The organism is Deltaproteobacteria bacterium, assembly GCA_019308995.1.
In the GTDB taxonomy this organism is placed as follows: Bacteria; Desulfobacterota; Desulfarculia; order Adiutricales; family JAFDHD01; genus JAFDHD01.
Map to the genome: position 1 here is coordinate 38508 of JAFDHD010000012.1, position 14142 is coordinate 52649.

Below are 14142 nucleotides of genomic sequence, written 5' to 3' on the forward strand. Positions count from 1 at the left end.
GGCCTCTTTAATTAACCGAAATGACCGGCTGGCTTATGTCAAGGGGACATTCATACCATTTTTCATGCCCTGGGATAACTTAACCTCAGCAGTAGGCAAACTGTCAAATCAAGTCTGATTCAGGACACATAAAAGCCTAAGCTTTTTTTACAAGAGCCGGAGCATATTTTTAAAGGCCGCTTTAATTCATTTTCTTGGCCTTGGCTAGGAAATCTTCTAAATTCTGTTTGATCGCGATTTTATTGAATTTTCCAACGCTGGTTTTTGGGATTTCATTGATAATGGTAATGAAGTCCGGGAGCATCCATTTGGTTATTTTCCCTTTTTCCACACCTTCGGTTTTGAGGTACTCGAGTATGTCTTCCTCGGTTTCAGTCATGCCAGGCGCAAGCGTGATAATGCCCATGGGCCTTTCTCCCCATATAGCGTCCGGCACGCCTATATAGGCGGCCTCCAGGATAAATTCAGCTGTGGCCGTCAGGTTTTCAAGCAATACGGTCGGGACCATCTCAGCACCGCTTCTGATCATATCGGTCATCCTGTCCACGATGGTCACGTACCCCTCCTCATCAACTTTAGCCACATCTCCGGTATGGAACCAGCCGTCATACCAGACTTCCGCAGTCTTTTCCGGCTCTTTATGATACTGCTCCATTATCCACGGCCCGCGAATAACGATCTGCCCGATGGTCTCGTTATCTCTGGGAACCGGCTTCCCATGTTCATCCATGACGCGCACTTCCAGCCCTGGAACAGGCAGACCTGTTTTTACTCTAACCTCGTCCAGTTTCTCCTCGGGCCAGTCCTTCATGTACTTCTTCACAAAAGCGCCAATGGCAGAGGGAGCCGTTTCTGTCATGCCATAGCCAGACGTGGCGGTAAACCCGGGAATCGTCTCTTCGGCCTTTTTTTTCAGGCCTAAGGGTAAGGCGCCGCCGCCGACATTGAGATTCTTCAAACTGCTTAGATCATATTTGTGCAGATCTTCGTATTCAATGATCATCGCCAGGATGGTTGGCACCACAGCTGCACTTGTAACCTTTTCCTTCTGAACCAGCTCGCAGAAGCCCTCGACTGTGAAGGTGCCTGGCAGCACCAGTTTATTTGCCCCAAAGACGAACATAAAAGGCGCGCCCCAACCATGAGCATGAAAGAATGGGGTGATGAGCATGGGGACACTAGCCTCCCCAAGCATTATGTTTGCAGGGTCAGTACTAAAAGAATAGGCAGCTATGACATGCAAGGCCTGCAGGTAGAGCTGGCGATGCGTGAACATAACGCCCTTTGGAAGACCGGTCGTACCGGTGGTGTAACAAAGGGTCGCATAATTATCTTCATCCAGAAAGGGCCATTCGAATTCTGAGGATTGCTCCTCAAGCAACTTCTCGTATTCATAAAGGGGTTCGATTTTAGTTTCAGGCAATCCCGGCTTGTCTGACATGTATATGAATTTCTCAACTGTGTTTTTAATTTGATCGTAGATTCTTTCCAGCAGAGGCAGAACCAGGTCGTCCACGAATAGAATCCTATCTTCAGAGTGAATTATGGTATGAACGATATGATCCAAAGAAAGCCTCATATTGATCGGATGTAAGACCGCTCCCGTACAAGGTACTGCGTAGTAAAGCTCCAGGTGCCGGTGATGATTGAGTGCCAGAGTCGCCACGCTGTCCCCGGGCTGGCCAGCCTTTCCAGGTTTTACTTCCAGAGGACCGCTCAAGGCATCAGCCAGACAGCATGTTCGTTCATACCACTCACGCCAGGTAAATCGAAAATATTGACCGGTAACCTGGTTTCGATAAACGACGCCTATTTCGTCTGGATACAATTCCACTGGCCTTTTCATGAAGGTTGTCAGCAGTAAGGGATAGTGAACAGTGAATTCGGGATAAGTCCGAGCTTCCATCATCTCCTCCTTTTATTTAATTTAAGAATGATTGAAAGTGAAGGTATTTCTACTAAAGGCAGCTCCTTCTGGAAAGAAAATCTACCGAAACTTCAACAGGCTCCACCATCATGAAACAGTAGAGGAGGACGTGTTGATTTGACGCCTCCAAAGGGATAAAGTCTTCCTCCTGGAGGCTTTATAGACCAGCCTTTAGATCCATTCCCTCCAAAACCATCTCCTGATAGTTGATATTGATCGAACTGGTGAATTATTATTTGAGTGGCTAAAAAATAATCTGCTTGATTGCCATTGTCAAGATAATTTCAATTCCGAATTTGGCTCTGTGTTAATGATTCGCCGGCCAAGAGAGAAGATACAAGTTTTACAGACATGGTCGGAATCGAAGAAACCGAAACAGAGAAAGAGTATCCAGGAAGGTGTATTTAGGCTTGAAGCGAAGCTGGAAAAATATGCTTAACAGGAGTCATTAGGGGAATAATACGATACCTTCTAATGAATCATTATTTACAAGGAGGTATGATCTAATTCTGTTTTGGAAATTTTCCGAACCTGCTTGGAGCTTTAGGCTCAGGAGGATCGAAAATGACAAATCGCCAGGATGTCCCGGATAATAAGGCCGTAACGCCGCGGCAACGAATGATGTTTCTTAGTTATAATTTGATCTGAAAGGTACCTCCACAGCCAATCTCGACAAAGTCCTCTTTCCAGGCTCGCCTGAACAATTCGATGGGTCTGTCTCCGGTGCAATGAGAAGGCCCGACCTTTTTCACCCCAAGGTCTTTCAGTTCCTTTATGATTTTTTGGACTTCTCGATCGGAGTACCCCATTAAATGAAATCCGCCCATAACGAGATAAACATCCCCGGTGCAGACTTCTTTAGCTTTTCTGACCAGGTTCACCACACCAGGATGGGCGCAGCCGGTAATGACAACCAGGCCTTTAGAAGTGTTTAGGATCAAAGCCTGCTCTTTTATCCCGTCACCCATCTCACCGGTTGAATAAACATCCTTGGCTATCTGAACAGGCTTGCCAATCATCGTGGTTGTATGGCCGAGCTCCTCAGCCTGCTTTCGAAATCCATCAGGAAATGACTTTGGGATATATAGTTCGACGTTACCGGCTGTTTGCAAAAATTCGGATAGACCACCTGTATGATCGCCATGGATGTGGGAAAGAGCCACGGCCTCAACCTTCGCCGGATCCTTGCCCAGCTTTCTCATGTTTGAGAGCAGGATTCGGCCGTCACCTCCGGTATCGAAGAGAATGGTTTTTTCCATGCCTTCTATCAGGCAGGACATTCCCCAGGCCGGAGTGAGTCGCTGGTCTTGGGCTACATTATTGTAAAGAACCGTAATTTCGATCACAGAGGGAACCATCTTCTTAACCTCAGCTTGTGCTAATGAGCTGTGCATGGTTGGCTTGTATGAAAACACGAGCGTAATCGCAAATATAAAGGCCGCGAGCCTCATTGCTGCTGGCATTTTCAAAATCATGGCCACCTTTAAATTGATGGCTGTAAGGTCAGACCTGCTGCAAAGAAATAGCGCCCTCGGGACAAGCTTCGACGCAGCTGCCACAAGCTAGGCAGGTGATTTGATTCACCGTGGCAAACCGGTCTATGAATATAGAAGCTGTAGGGCAGACCTCAGCACATATGCCGCATCCCTGGCAGATGCTTGAATTCACCACAGCAGCGAGGGCCGTACTTTCGCCCTGCTCTATCTGAGCGAGCCGGGCCCTTATAGCCTGCGCTTGAGCTTGGAGCAGTTGGGTTTCCTGCTCTTGACTCATAGGTTTTTGCTGTTGCAAAGGCATACCGGGATTTGATGCGGATGGATCAGGAGGAGCAAGACTTGGGTTCATCAGACCTGCTGTCCCCGACCTGCGGCCAGGGCCGCGTGATCGTCCCATGCCACCCCCCTGCCTCATGCCTCTTCCCATACCGCGCCCGCGGCCTGTACCCTGGCCCATGCCCCGGCTCTTTTTAAAGTTGTTAATCACCCTATAACTCCTTATAAAGCGCAGGTTTCAATATGAAGTCTAGCGTTTGGCGCAAACATAGAAAAGTTTATCACCCGTCTTTGCGGTTGTGATGATCGTTTGCTCAATGAGGTTGTTTAAGTGCTTTACCGCTTCGTTGCGGTGTATACCAAGCGATATTGAAACATCATCCAAAGTGCATGGCCGCCGTTCGAGAAGGTCTAAGACATCCTCCCTTTGTACCGAGAAATCCTTTTCTTCATGAACGCCTCCAAAATCCGCAACCACCTCGGCGTTTTCTCCAAACAGCTTCACCAAACGCCTCATCTGAGCCTCGGAAACCGCCAAGGCATAATCATACGCCGGCGGTCGAGCTACCGTGTTGAGTTGAATCCGATCCGGCTGGATCTTTTGGACGTGCCCAGCGATCTTTATCACCTCATCCTCTTTGGCTGTTTTTTTTCCCAATAAAAAAACCTCCAGCCATAGCTTGCCGCTGAAGGCCTTGCTGAATTCAATCAGGCCATTAATCATTTGATCAAAAGTGATACCTTGAGCAGGCTGATTGACTTCTTTGAACATCAAGGCGTCGCCGGCATCAAAAGAGGGAACAACCAGGTCCGCGGATAACAATTCCTCGCGAACCGAAGGATCCCAAAGCAAGGCCCCATTCGTCAGGACGGCCACCGGTATTTGGGTTATTTTTTTTATGCCTTGGATGATTTTGCCGCAGCCTGAATGAAGCGTCGGTTCGCCTGAACCTGAAAGCGTGATAAAGTCCGCATGAACGTTAGCCTCAAGTTTTCGCGCCACTTCCTGTAATACCTCGTCCGTGGGAACATATTCCTTTCGTTCGACTGTTTTATGGGTTGTCCGACCGAGCTGGCAATAGATGCAGTCGTAACAACATGTCTTGTAAGGGACGAGGTCAACACCAAGCGATCGGCCCAATCGGCGTGAAGGTACTGGCCCGAATACATGTGAAAATCCCTTTGAAGGCATTTAATGACTCCTCAAACCTTCAGGTTGCCTCTCGTCTTCTTTTCGACGGTCTTTTTGACGCTGCTTTATCATGTAGTCTTTCAAAGCATCTGCAAGGGTCTCGCTGGCAAGAAAGGCGCAGTGTTCGTCCTCTTCGGGCAGGCCTCCTAATTTCTGTAAAATGGCCTCCCCACTGACTTCCAGGAGTTCATTGGGGTTTTTGCCATGAGCCATTTCCGCAGCAAATGAGCCGCACACTGCGCTCGATCCGCAGCCATCCGTCAAAAATGAGGCCTCTTTGACCCGGTCATTTTCAAAATTTAAAAATATTTGTATGGTATCGCCACAGGAACCGGTCACCGCGGCGTACGCGTCAGGGTTGTCAATTTTGCCCATGTAGCGTAAATGACGCCATCGCTCGAAGAAGACATCACCGTACGCGGCTTTTGTTTCATTAAATATCTCTTCCTGCAATGCTTCAATAAAATTGTCAAATTCGTCACTCATAAGGCTGGCTCTTATTTCTCAAAGCGCTTTGCAGAGCCTTGCTCATTTTTTATCTAATTTCTTAATTCTATCTTCGATAGCTTCAAGCTGTTTTCGTAGTTGATCTGCCTGGTCCTTCAGGCTTGTTAACTCCTGCCCCTTGGGTAAAGGGGTGGGTCCAGGTTGATTGGAAGGGGGCAATCCTGGCACGCTTGTCCGGCCCATGCCTCTGCCCATACCTCGACCCATGCCCCGGCCCATGCCCCGGCCCATGCCTCCACCCATGCCAGGACCGCCCGCGGGTCCAAAGCTCTCATCCCGGCCTATGGGAGGCTCGGCGCTTATTCCGTAATGGTCGGCTACATTAGGCTCACTCGTGCTTTTAAGTTTACCTTTTTGATAATTTTCAATGGCACTTCTGACTGTCCCCGTCTGGCCCACGATCACCTCGATGCCCGCGCCCGAGAAAGCCATCATTGCCTTAGGCCCACAGTTGCCGGTTATGACCAGTTTAGCTCCTTTCGAGGCGACAAACTCAGCCGATTGAATCCCTGCGCCGCTGCCAAGAACAAGGCTTTCATTCTCAAAGGCCTCGAAATTCATATTTTCAGTATCCACCACAATAAAGTTGGCGCAACGCCCAAAGCGCGGGTCAATCGGCGCATCTAAGTCTTTTCCGCTGGCACTCACCACTATCTTCATTTTTAACTTCCTCTAGCTTGGATTTCTAGCGCTTTTTCCTGAATCGGCCTTCTAAGCCGTTTTAATTACTTCTATGCCTTTTTTTATTTCATCCGTCAAGACGTGAGTCAAAAACCCCAAATTAAAAAAGAGTCTTTCATCTGCATGGCCACTTTGGCGCTATAACTAACCTCGCCTGCAGGACCCTCCAGTGGAGCAGGGTGGGCTGTCACATCTTTCTTCGCGCCCACAGCAGGTCTGGCCGGGTATTCTTTCTGTGGTATCACCTAAGAAAGACGCCACCGACATTATTTTCTCCATGTCATGGCTGTCACAGTGCGAGCAGAAGACTGCAATCTCTTCATCAGGACTCACCAAGAATTCCGTGACATTCCCACAGGCCTTGCAGCGATACTCATATATTGGCATCGTAAATCAGCTCCTAATGATAAGGGTGAGGATAGTCCTCTCCCTTAAGCTTCCTTTTTATACTACAAGCTACTCCTCTGGAGTGCTTTTTTCCAGTCCGGCTAAACGCTCTTCTATGGCGTTAAGTTCAGCGCGGAGGTCTTCAGCTTGGGCTTTGAGAAACTCGCTTTCCGAACCCCACGTTTCCTGTGGGGCTGGTGAGTAATATCCCCCACCAAACTGGGGATTGTAATAACCAGCGCGCCGCCAAGCACCTCCGTAAGCAAAACCTCGGCCGCCGCCCCAGGGCCTGCCACCGCGACCAGCGCCATATACGAGGCCGCGGCCGTAATATGGGCGCGCCCCGGTGCAATACCCAAAACCACCTCCAGTAAGAGGACCCTGTCCCATAGGACCAGTACCATCCATGCCAGGCATATCTATCCCTCCTTTTTTCTTTGTTTAATTATTGGAAAAATTTAAAACCAAGCTCGCATCCCTCGACCAAATCGGGAGCCATAAAAGGCCGAGCGCCGCCTAAAGCCGCCATAGGCAAAGCCTCGACCCCCATACCCGAATCCTCTGCTTCCGCCCCACAGTCTAGCTCGACCGCCAAGACCCCATATCGGGGATCGGCCGTAATAAGGCTGTGTACCAATACAATACCCAAAACCACCTCCGGTTAAGGGACCTTGTCCCATAGGACCAGTACCATCAAAGCGTGGCATATCTACCCCTCCTTTTCTTTTAAAGTTTAATAAAGTTTCCTTTGTCAGGGTCAGAAGTTCCTGCTGTTCCCGCCCTGAGTCTTGAAGTCCACTCGGGCCGGCTTTGATTTTTTCTGTAATTTTGATACCGCATTTTCGTCTGCCTTTATGAACGTCTGTTCAAAATATATATGCTTAAGTTAAATATGTCAAGAGTTTTTTGAGTTTTTTTTTGAACATATGTTCTTATCAGGATCAGGAGGACGAGGATCTAACAAATATTAAACGATAAGAACAACTTGGCAATAAATGGGAGACGGGGTCGTATTCAAAAGAAGGAGAGGGCGGGCAAATGTGATCTCTGCATGCCATTTGGCTTTTTGATGGTTTGTTTTTGGCTAATCTTGATAATTGATCTCAGGTTTCATCTACATGATGATCTCTTTCTGGCGAAGGTTTGTTATTTCTTCATCACTAAGCCCGAGAAGTTCCCCAAGCACATATTGATTATGTTCTCCTAACATCGGGACATGGACCCTGGGCGTCATACAACCGCTCATCTTCCAGCGAGGTCCTACCAGTTCTAATTGACCGAGTTTAACGGGAAGAGCCTTCCGCATAGACCGATCTCAGGCGCTCAAGGCCGTCTTCGGGAAGCGGACCTTTGATTTGCGCCGCAACCGCCTCTTCGAGATGGTCAAGCTCGGCCAGCCCGAAAATGACACAAGCCAGCTTCTTTTGGGCAAGTGCGAAGCGTATCGCCGTTTGAGCCCTTGTCCCGTAATCGGTACCGATTGAACTAAAGACAGCTTTCGCTTTTGCCTCTTCACTTTCAACCGTGTCTCCCCTTGTGATTGGCATTTCGCGGCCCGTCCTTATGTCGGTCGCGATGACGCCCGCTGAAAAGACCCGTATATCCATCGCGGCCACGCTCTGCTTTTCACAAGCATCGAGAATTCCGGAGAAGTCATAAACCTGCCAGGCCTGGGGCACCCTAAGACCGGCACTCGGATTGAGAAGATTATAATAGACTTGAGCGGATGCAATCCGTCCGCTCTCAATCACTTCGATGATACTTGGCGTCTCGCCCAACGCCGTGATGCCGTAATTCTGGATTATCCCCTGATCCTTCATCTGCTGGAGAACGTCAAGGACCCCGCCTTTGCGTAAAATTTCGGCTACAGCGATCACACGGCCTTGAGTCTCCGCTCCAATCCTATTATGCAGCTGAAGAAGCGTCACAGAATCGCGCTCGAGGCGGCTAAGGCTAGCCTCGATGCTGCGTTCAATCTGCCCCGGAATATCGCTCAGGTCTCTAGTGTCGATATTAAACTTTGTAGAAACATGGGGATTATCTTCGATTTCCTTGAGAAGCCACCCCAATGCCTTTTCCGACCGCCCCTGACCATAGCTAGGGGCGGTGTCAATCCAATTAATTCCAGCGTCCATGGCCCGCCGGATGGCCGCCCGCTTTGTCTCATCATCTTGATTGATCAACAGACCACCAACCGCGCCACCGCCGAAGACAAGTTCTGAGACCTTAATGCCTGTCGCGCCAAATTCACGATATTTCAAATTTTTCTCCTTTTAATCATATACTATCCACGTGAACAAGCTTGTTCAGAATTTCATAAAACCAATACTAAACTAATTAGCGCTCAGATTAATTAATACTCACCTTTGTGCCGCTTTCTCCAATAATTGCCGATAGTAGACATAGTTCTGAAATGGCACATCAGTACGAACCCGACCATCAGCCAGAGGCACGTAGCCGCCATCAGCGATTAGTGATGGTACCTTCTTCTCAATCTCTCGCCGGATTGATTCCCGATCACTTCTGAGGACATCCAAATCTATACCCCCAATAAGTCGGAGATCGCGACCGAACTCCCGGCGGATATTGCGATAATCCATTGTCTCTTGATTGACCTCACCGGCCCACAAGCAGTTGAAACCGTACTTCATGATGCTGGGTATTAGCGCTCTAGTATTTGCATAGGTCAAAAGGATGATGGTTTCTACCTTGTATTGGCGCAGCACACTGAGTATCGGCTCATAGCTTGTTAACACAAATTCTTCATACATTTTCGGCGAGATCAAAGGACGGTCATTCCCTCCAATAGGTTCACCGAACACGGCCGCATCTATTTCAACATGCTTCAACAGTAATTCCGTCAGTTTGGCCGCGAACTCACCCTGAATGGTCATGGCCTCACGAATAAAGACCGGATCATCTGACAGAAGATAGATCACCTCACGGAATCTTCGCCAATCCTGCACTCCCATTGTCAGAAAGAAACCTCGATGAATCCTTAACATGAGTACGTGGTCGCGATTTCGCCAAGCATGAACCCTCTCAGTCCAGTCTTTGGGTATCCGGCCTTGATCGAACGGATCAAGTCTTTGTCGAAAGGTGTCCAATTCAGATCTTGAACTAGGATATTTTTCAAGTTTAGGGCGAGGATCCAGATCCACGACGATCTCTTCCCTCCGATCGAAGTGGAATAGCTGTGAGAGGCTCATATCAGCACGCAAACCCTGTTTGCGCCATGTGTCAAGGACTCCCTCACGAATTCCCTCTTCAAAACAGGGTACACGATCAGGCGCGCCATAACTCATTGTTTCTTTGAATCGTTGGCGGCTATTCATATTTTAAGCAGTGAAGTCAATTATACACCTCACCTTTGCGATTACTTCCTATTACTCTCAAATGAATTCATTTCGCGGTACGAGGTGCAGAGAGAATACAAACGATCCGCCGACCCCTCTAGGAACGGCTCTATCTAGTCCTTGTGAGGTCATGGAATCACCTCCCTTACAGCTTAAAAGCTGAAATAACAGAGGCTTAAGCTTCCAGTAAAGAAACCTGGGTTAGGTTGATAGTTATTTATTACTTAATTTATGGAACTAATAGAAAAACTTATCTTTTTTCCAAAATTTTGTCAAAATATATTTTTAAATCATATTGGGAAAGGGAACATACATCGTATCCCTCTGGTCAAGCTTTGGATATTGGGTCGGGGTGGTATGAAAGAGCTCCGTGCTTGGCTGGAGCAATGGTCGAGGACGGCGTAGAGCCTTCACCGAGCATGGTTTACACGATAGATAGCGGGTGGCCCCGACAACTTTTGTTGTCGGGGTGCGTCAGCACAAGAGGTCTGCTTATGGCGCTCATCCTAAGGTGGTCGGATTTGTCTAGACAAATCCGACTACCTTAACCTTTTCCCTTTAACCATTTTGGGTCATATGCTATCCTGGCGGTAAATCAAATCATCATACAGATTACCGAAACGGGGTGTTCACTCTGGGTATCCAGCAATTCATGATTGAAACAGTGGAGGCTAAGCTAAAAAGGTTTAATACCAGGGAAGAACTTGATTTATGTGGAATCAGTTTGCTAACCAGAATAGCAGAAAGGTGGACCATGAATTGGATTAGGATTTGTGTAGCATTCCTTTTCTTTGCTGTAGGGCCTCCTGTTTATGCAGGCAGTTATGAGGACGGCGTTACAGCTTATGATAAAGGTGACTATGCCACAGCGGCTCGTGAGTACCGCAAGGCCGCTGAGCAGGGTCATGCTGATGCCCAGTATATACTCGGGGTAATGTATAATTTCGGGAAGGGTGTTCCTGAAAACTACACAGAAGCGATCAAATGGTATCGTAAGGCCGCTGAGCAGGGTCATGCTGATGCCCAGCATAACGTCGGTATAATGTACTATCTTGGTCTTGGTGTTCCTCAAGATGATGCTAAAGCCATTAAGTGGTTTCGTAAAGCGGCAGTACAAGGAGCGGCCTCTGGTCAGTTTTTTCTTGGGTCGATGTATGCATCGGGTAAAGGTGTCTTTAAAAGCGATACCGAGGCCATCAAATGGTACCGAAAGGCCGCTGAGCAGGGGCACACGGACGCTCAATATTGCCTTGGATATATGTATTATCATGGTCAGAGGGTACCCCAAAACTATGTTCAGGCTCATTTGTGGTTTAACTTGGCGGCATCTCAAGGACACAATCATGCCAAAAAAGGACGAGATTTAGTAGTGGTAAAAATGACTCCTGCCCAGATTGCGGAGGCCCAGGAGCTCGCCCAGAAATGGTTCAAGGAGCATAATAACTAGCTCCATTCCTGAAGACTGAATATGCCCAATAAGCCCCGTAGCCTAGGGGCTTCCGAAGGTAGTAAAAAGAAGGCAGAGCCACGGAGCCCTGCCCTGAAAGCTTTCAATATAAGGTCTTGTTAATTTTCAAGCTTCCTCCTGATTCCAGCCAGGCCGATTAATCCGCTTCCGAGAAGGAGGATGGTGGCGGGTACGGGTACGGCGGGGGATGTAGTAAAAATACCATCGGCATCATAGCTGGCGTCATAAAGCAGAAGTCGGCTGGGGCCGTCGACTGGGAAATCTAATAGAACCAAATCGCCATATGGTGTAAAGGCCATCCCATAGATTATCCCAACACCAGGGTCAAAGACCGTTGTCAGTCCAGTTCCATCTGGAGCAATTTCCTTTATAACTCCACCAGAGTCAGCAAAGAATAAATTTCCGGAATTAGGATTAAATCCTAAGGCCCAGGCCGCTCCACCCATATTAATTTGGCTGAGAATCGTGCCATTAGCAGGATCGATTTCAGTAATACCTCCAGGGCTGGTAACTGCTGACACCCAGATTCGGTCGGTAACTGGGTCAACTGTCAGACTATTAGGATCTTCAGAATTATCGCCCGGACCGAATAGGTCAAATGGTCCCATCGTTACATGACCGTTGATGTCAGTTTCAAAAAAAGCGTCATAGGTGATGAGGGTTCCTCCAGCATCATCATCGCTGACGTGGAGAATGCGACCAGTGGCGGGATTGTATTCTGAACCGTGGTTGTCTATACGAATACCGTTACCTAAAGCAAACGAACCAAGGAGGGTGGAGGTTATTGGGTCAATGCGATGGTATTGTTCATCAACATAGTTGGCGAGGTAGAGTTCATCGCCCACTACATCAACCTCAATAGTTGCAGGATTTCCAATTAAAGGGGTTAAATCTATGATCTTTACCAAAGAAAAACTGGCTGCATGAGTTTGCGCTGAAATGGTGAATATGATTGCGAATGAGATCAAAAGCACTCCAAAACTTCTGATGATTTTATCTATCTTTTTCATTACGTTTCCCCTCCTCAGAGCACTTGGCTTGCGCCATTTAATTTTTAATTTCATCCATTAAACCAAAAACGTGTAAAACTGTCAATCAGGCAAGAATATGAATTTCCTTGATTCTTTTACTCAGGGCCGTAAGCCTCTGGGCCATAAAAAAACCACCATAATTCAAGGATTTTTCTGAAATTAGAAAAATAGCCGTTTTCCGCCAGTTAAAGAGATTTTAAAGAGTTAGGGTGTTGAATCGTTTTAAATCATGGCGAATCATAAAAAAGGCCGCACCCTGGCTGCACCCCGCACCCGCGGGGTTTTTATTGGCTTCCAGGAGGCATTTTAGAGTATAATAGACACATTTACGAGTACGGTTGGCTGTTAAAGGTAAATTCGCTTCGTGGTGGGCGAAAATATAATTTTTAAACACCTGAGAATTTACGCATGAAAGAGCAACTACAATCTTGGGTGCTTGACCTCTACGCCTGGGCTTCCACTGCTCCAGTATTTATACAGGTCGCTCTTATTGATTAGATAAGTATCTGAAATCATTTATAAGAAAAAATAATACTTGACATTTTTCATTAAAGATGTATGCTTTGTACAGAAAGGATAGTTTGTACAAATAGCGAACGATGAAAGGAGCGGTACAATGGCTAGTTATCCTCTAGGGGCGGCTAGGAGTAATTTTACGGAAATAATTAACAAGGTTACTTATGGTGGCGAAAGAATAACAATAACTAAATATGGTAAAGATGCGGCTGCTATTGTATCGTTGGATGATTTGAATCTGTTGGAAGCCATCGAAACACAAATTGATATTAAGGAAGCTTTGGAAGCATTAAAAGAACCAGGTTCTACACCCTGGGAGCAAGTGAAAAAGGATTTGAATTTATAGTTTGTGTCATACAAGATTAAATTAAAACCCGTAGCCGTTAAGCAGTTATTGAAACTTGAACCGAGGTTCCAGGCTCAAATAAGCAGAAAAATAGATGCATTAGCCGAAGAGCCTCGGCCAGCAGGCGTTGAGAAATTAGCTGAAGCTGAGCGTCTTTATCGCATACGTTCTGGCAATTATCGAATTATTTATCAACTCAATGATGACGAGTCTCTTGTGTTGGTTGTTAGAATAGGCGATAGAAAAGAAATATATAAGAAATTAGCTGTTCTGATAGATTAATCAAACCCCACCCCTACTTATCCCCGGCTCTGTCCGGGGATTTTTATTTAAGTCTATAAAAAATATTCCCTACCATGCTTCCATGATAGGTTGATATTTTCCCCTTGGCGGGTGGCCCCGACAACTATTATTGTCGGGGTGCGTCAGCACAGGAGGTCTGCTTATGGCGCTCATCCAATCTCCTTTCCAACTAATACCCCGATAGGCTTGATCTCGCCTGAGATTGCGCTTGATAAGCACAGAGCTTCGCTGTTTCCATTGTTTCATAAAAAAGCTTCAGCTCTCCTTCCCCGGGGAACCATACCAAGGCATGGACATGATCAGGCATGACCAAAAAATCAAGACAGCGCCCGTTTTGTTTTGCCAGATGTGATAAAATACGCAGGACCTTCAAGATCATGGATAAGCCGTTTTTCCATGGGTTCATCACATCCGGCCAGCCTGTTTCGATCAACCTCTTGTCAACCATTCAATAATAAGGACATCGGTGGCTATAAAAACTATTTTGAAGTGAAGGGTTCAATTTGTAAAATGATCATTTAAATGATAAATAACCGCTGCCTGCCCTCTCTGCCTATAATGATTGGACACTCACCCCTTGATAAATTAATGTAGAAAGAAGGGGGCGAGAGAGGAAGACAGAGGTGATAGATGCGAGAGAGGGAGAAGCGACTGTG

General features: G+C 47.1%; 17 protein-coding genes. 3 read left to right on the plus strand and 14 right to left on the minus strand.

What is annotated here, in order from left to right:
- Window positions 1–181: 181 nt before the first annotated feature.
- From JRI95_04175 to JRI95_04230, 12 genes are all read right to left on the minus strand, one after another.
- Window positions 182–1906, minus strand: coding sequence for a long-chain-fatty-acid--CoA ligase (locus JRI95_04175; protein MBW2060741.1), 1725 nt, complete (start codon window positions 1904–1906; stop codon window positions 182–184).
- 653 nt (window positions 1907–2559) lie between these two features.
- Window positions 2560–3390 (minus strand): MBL fold metallo-hydrolase, encoded by an 831-nt coding sequence (locus JRI95_04180; GenBank protein MBW2060742.1) that lies wholly within the window; start codon window positions 3388–3390, stop codon window positions 2560–2562.
- A 40-nt stretch (window positions 3391–3430) separates the two neighbouring features.
- Entirely contained in the window at window positions 3431–3910 is a 480-nt protein-coding gene (locus JRI95_04185) for a 4Fe-4S binding protein (GenBank protein ID MBW2060743.1), read from the minus strand.
- Between the two features lie 39 nt (window positions 3911–3949).
- Window positions 3950–4891 carry a radical SAM protein gene (locus JRI95_04190; protein MBW2060744.1) on the minus strand — a complete coding sequence of 314 codons (942 nt, stop codon included), beginning with the start codon at window positions 4889–4891 and terminating at the stop codon, window positions 3950–3952.
- On the minus strand, window positions 4892–5377 hold the full coding sequence (locus JRI95_04195; GenBank protein MBW2060745.1) for an iron-sulfur cluster assembly scaffold protein: 486 nt from the start codon (window positions 5375–5377) through the stop codon (window positions 4892–4894). It lies immediately after the preceding gene.
- A 42-nt stretch (window positions 5378–5419) separates the two neighbouring features.
- Window positions 5420–6058, minus strand: coding sequence for a NifB/NifX family molybdenum-iron cluster-binding protein (locus JRI95_04200; GenBank protein ID MBW2060746.1), 639 nt, complete (start codon window positions 6056–6058; stop codon window positions 5420–5422).
- Window positions 6059–6223: 165 nt separating this feature from the next.
- Window positions 6224–6466, minus strand: coding sequence for a zinc ribbon domain-containing protein (locus JRI95_04205; protein ID MBW2060747.1), 243 nt, complete (start codon window positions 6464–6466; stop codon window positions 6224–6226).
- 69 nt (window positions 6467–6535) lie between these two features.
- Window positions 6536–6883 carry a DUF5320 domain-containing protein gene (locus JRI95_04210; protein MBW2060748.1) on the minus strand — a complete coding sequence of 116 codons (348 nt, stop codon included), beginning with the start codon at window positions 6881–6883 and terminating at the stop codon, window positions 6536–6538.
- 41 nt (window positions 6884–6924) lie between these two features.
- On the minus strand, window positions 6925–7173 hold the full coding sequence (locus JRI95_04215) for a DUF5320 domain-containing protein (GenBank protein MBW2060749.1): 249 nt from the start codon (window positions 7171–7173) through the stop codon (window positions 6925–6927).
- A 407-nt stretch (window positions 7174–7580) separates the two neighbouring features.
- Complete coding sequence (locus JRI95_04220; protein ID MBW2060750.1) at window positions 7581–7772, minus strand: hypothetical protein; 192 nt, start codon at window positions 7770–7772, stop codon at window positions 7581–7583.
- A complete protein-coding gene (locus JRI95_04225) occupies window positions 7750–8727 on the minus strand; it encodes an aldo/keto reductase (protein MBW2060751.1) in 978 nt (325 codons plus the stop codon). Before JRI95_04225 ends, JRI95_04220 begins: the two co-directional genes overlap by 23 nt.
- Window positions 8728–8826: 99 nt before the next feature.
- The gene (locus tag JRI95_04230) at window positions 8827–9771 is read right to left on the minus strand and encodes a hypothetical protein (protein MBW2060752.1); all 945 of its coding nucleotides are present in this window, start codon (window positions 9769–9771) and stop codon (window positions 8827–8829) included.
- 805 nt (window positions 9772–10576) lie between these two features.
- On the opposite strand from JRI95_04230, the gene JRI95_04235 reads away from it, so the two are divergent.
- Window positions 10577–11269: a sel1 repeat family protein gene (locus tag JRI95_04235; GenBank protein ID MBW2060753.1), complete on the plus strand. Its 693-nt coding sequence runs from the start codon at window positions 10577–10579 to the stop codon at window positions 11267–11269.
- 119 nt (window positions 11270–11388) lie between these two features.
- Here the strand turns inward: JRI95_04235 and JRI95_04240 are convergent, their stop codons facing one another.
- Window positions 11389–12300: a VPLPA-CTERM sorting domain-containing protein gene (locus JRI95_04240; protein MBW2060754.1), complete on the minus strand. Its 912-nt coding sequence runs from the start codon at window positions 12298–12300 to the stop codon at window positions 11389–11391.
- A gap of 637 nt (window positions 12301–12937) precedes the next feature.
- Between JRI95_04240 and JRI95_04245 the strand changes: the two genes are divergently transcribed.
- Together JRI95_04245 and JRI95_04250 are read left to right on the plus strand one after the other, a co-directional pair.
- Window positions 12938–13183: a type II toxin-antitoxin system Phd/YefM family antitoxin gene (locus tag JRI95_04245; GenBank protein MBW2060755.1), complete on the plus strand. Its 246-nt coding sequence runs from the start codon at window positions 12938–12940 to the stop codon at window positions 13181–13183.
- A 3-nt stretch (window positions 13184–13186) separates the two neighbouring features.
- Window positions 13187–13465, plus strand: a complete 279-nt coding sequence (locus JRI95_04250; GenBank protein ID MBW2060756.1) for a type II toxin-antitoxin system RelE/ParE family toxin — start codon at window positions 13187–13189, stop codon at window positions 13463–13465.
- Between the two features lie 190 nt (window positions 13466–13655).
- Here JRI95_04250 and JRI95_04255 read toward each other — a convergent pair whose 3' ends face one another.
- Complete coding sequence (locus JRI95_04255; protein ID MBW2060757.1) at window positions 13656–13919, minus strand: hypothetical protein; 264 nt, start codon at window positions 13917–13919, stop codon at window positions 13656–13658.
- Between the last annotated feature and the right edge of the window lie 223 nt (window positions 13920–14142).

Excerpts from the sequence above, each read along its gene's own strand:
- JRI95_04175 (MBW2060741.1), bottom strand. The coding sequence starts at position 1,906 with ATGGAAGCTCGGACTTATCCCGAATTCACTGTTCACTATCCCTTACTG.
- JRI95_04180 (MBW2060742.1), bottom strand. The coding sequence starts at position 3,390 with ATGCCAGCAGCAATGAGGCTCGCGGCCTTTATATTTGCGATTACGCTC.
- JRI95_04190 (MBW2060744.1), bottom strand. The coding sequence starts at position 4,891 with ATGCCTTCAAAGGGATTTTCACATGTATTCGGGCCAGTACCTTCACGC.
- JRI95_04195 (MBW2060745.1), bottom strand. The coding sequence starts at position 5,377 with ATGAGTGACGAATTTGACAATTTTATTGAAGCATTGCAGGAAGAGATA.
- JRI95_04200 (MBW2060746.1), bottom strand. The coding sequence starts at position 6,058 with ATGAAGATAGTGGTGAGTGCCAGCGGAAAAGACTTAGATGCGCCGATT.
- JRI95_04205 (MBW2060747.1), bottom strand. The coding sequence starts at position 6,466 with ATGCCAATATATGAGTATCGCTGCAAGGCCTGTGGGAATGTCACGGAA.
- JRI95_04210 (MBW2060748.1), bottom strand. The coding sequence starts at position 6,883 with ATGCCTGGCATGGATGGTACTGGTCCTATGGGACAGGGTCCTCTTACT.
- JRI95_04215 (MBW2060749.1), bottom strand. The coding sequence starts at position 7,173 with ATGCCACGCTTTGATGGTACTGGTCCTATGGGACAAGGTCCCTTAACC.
- JRI95_04220 (MBW2060750.1), bottom strand. The coding sequence starts at position 7,772 with ATGCGGAAGGCTCTTCCCGTTAAACTCGGTCAATTAGAACTGGTAGGA.
- JRI95_04230 (MBW2060752.1), bottom strand. The coding sequence starts at position 9,771 with ATGAGTTATGGCGCGCCTGATCGTGTACCCTGTTTTGAAGAGGGAATT.
- JRI95_04235 (MBW2060753.1), top strand. The coding sequence starts at position 10,577 with ATGAATTGGATTAGGATTTGTGTAGCATTCCTTTTCTTTGCTGTAGGG.
- JRI95_04240 (MBW2060754.1), bottom strand. The coding sequence starts at position 12,300 with ATGAAAAAGATAGATAAAATCATCAGAAGTTTTGGAGTGCTTTTGATC.
- JRI95_04245 (MBW2060755.1), top strand. The coding sequence starts at position 12,938 with ATGGCTAGTTATCCTCTAGGGGCGGCTAGGAGTAATTTTACGGAAATA.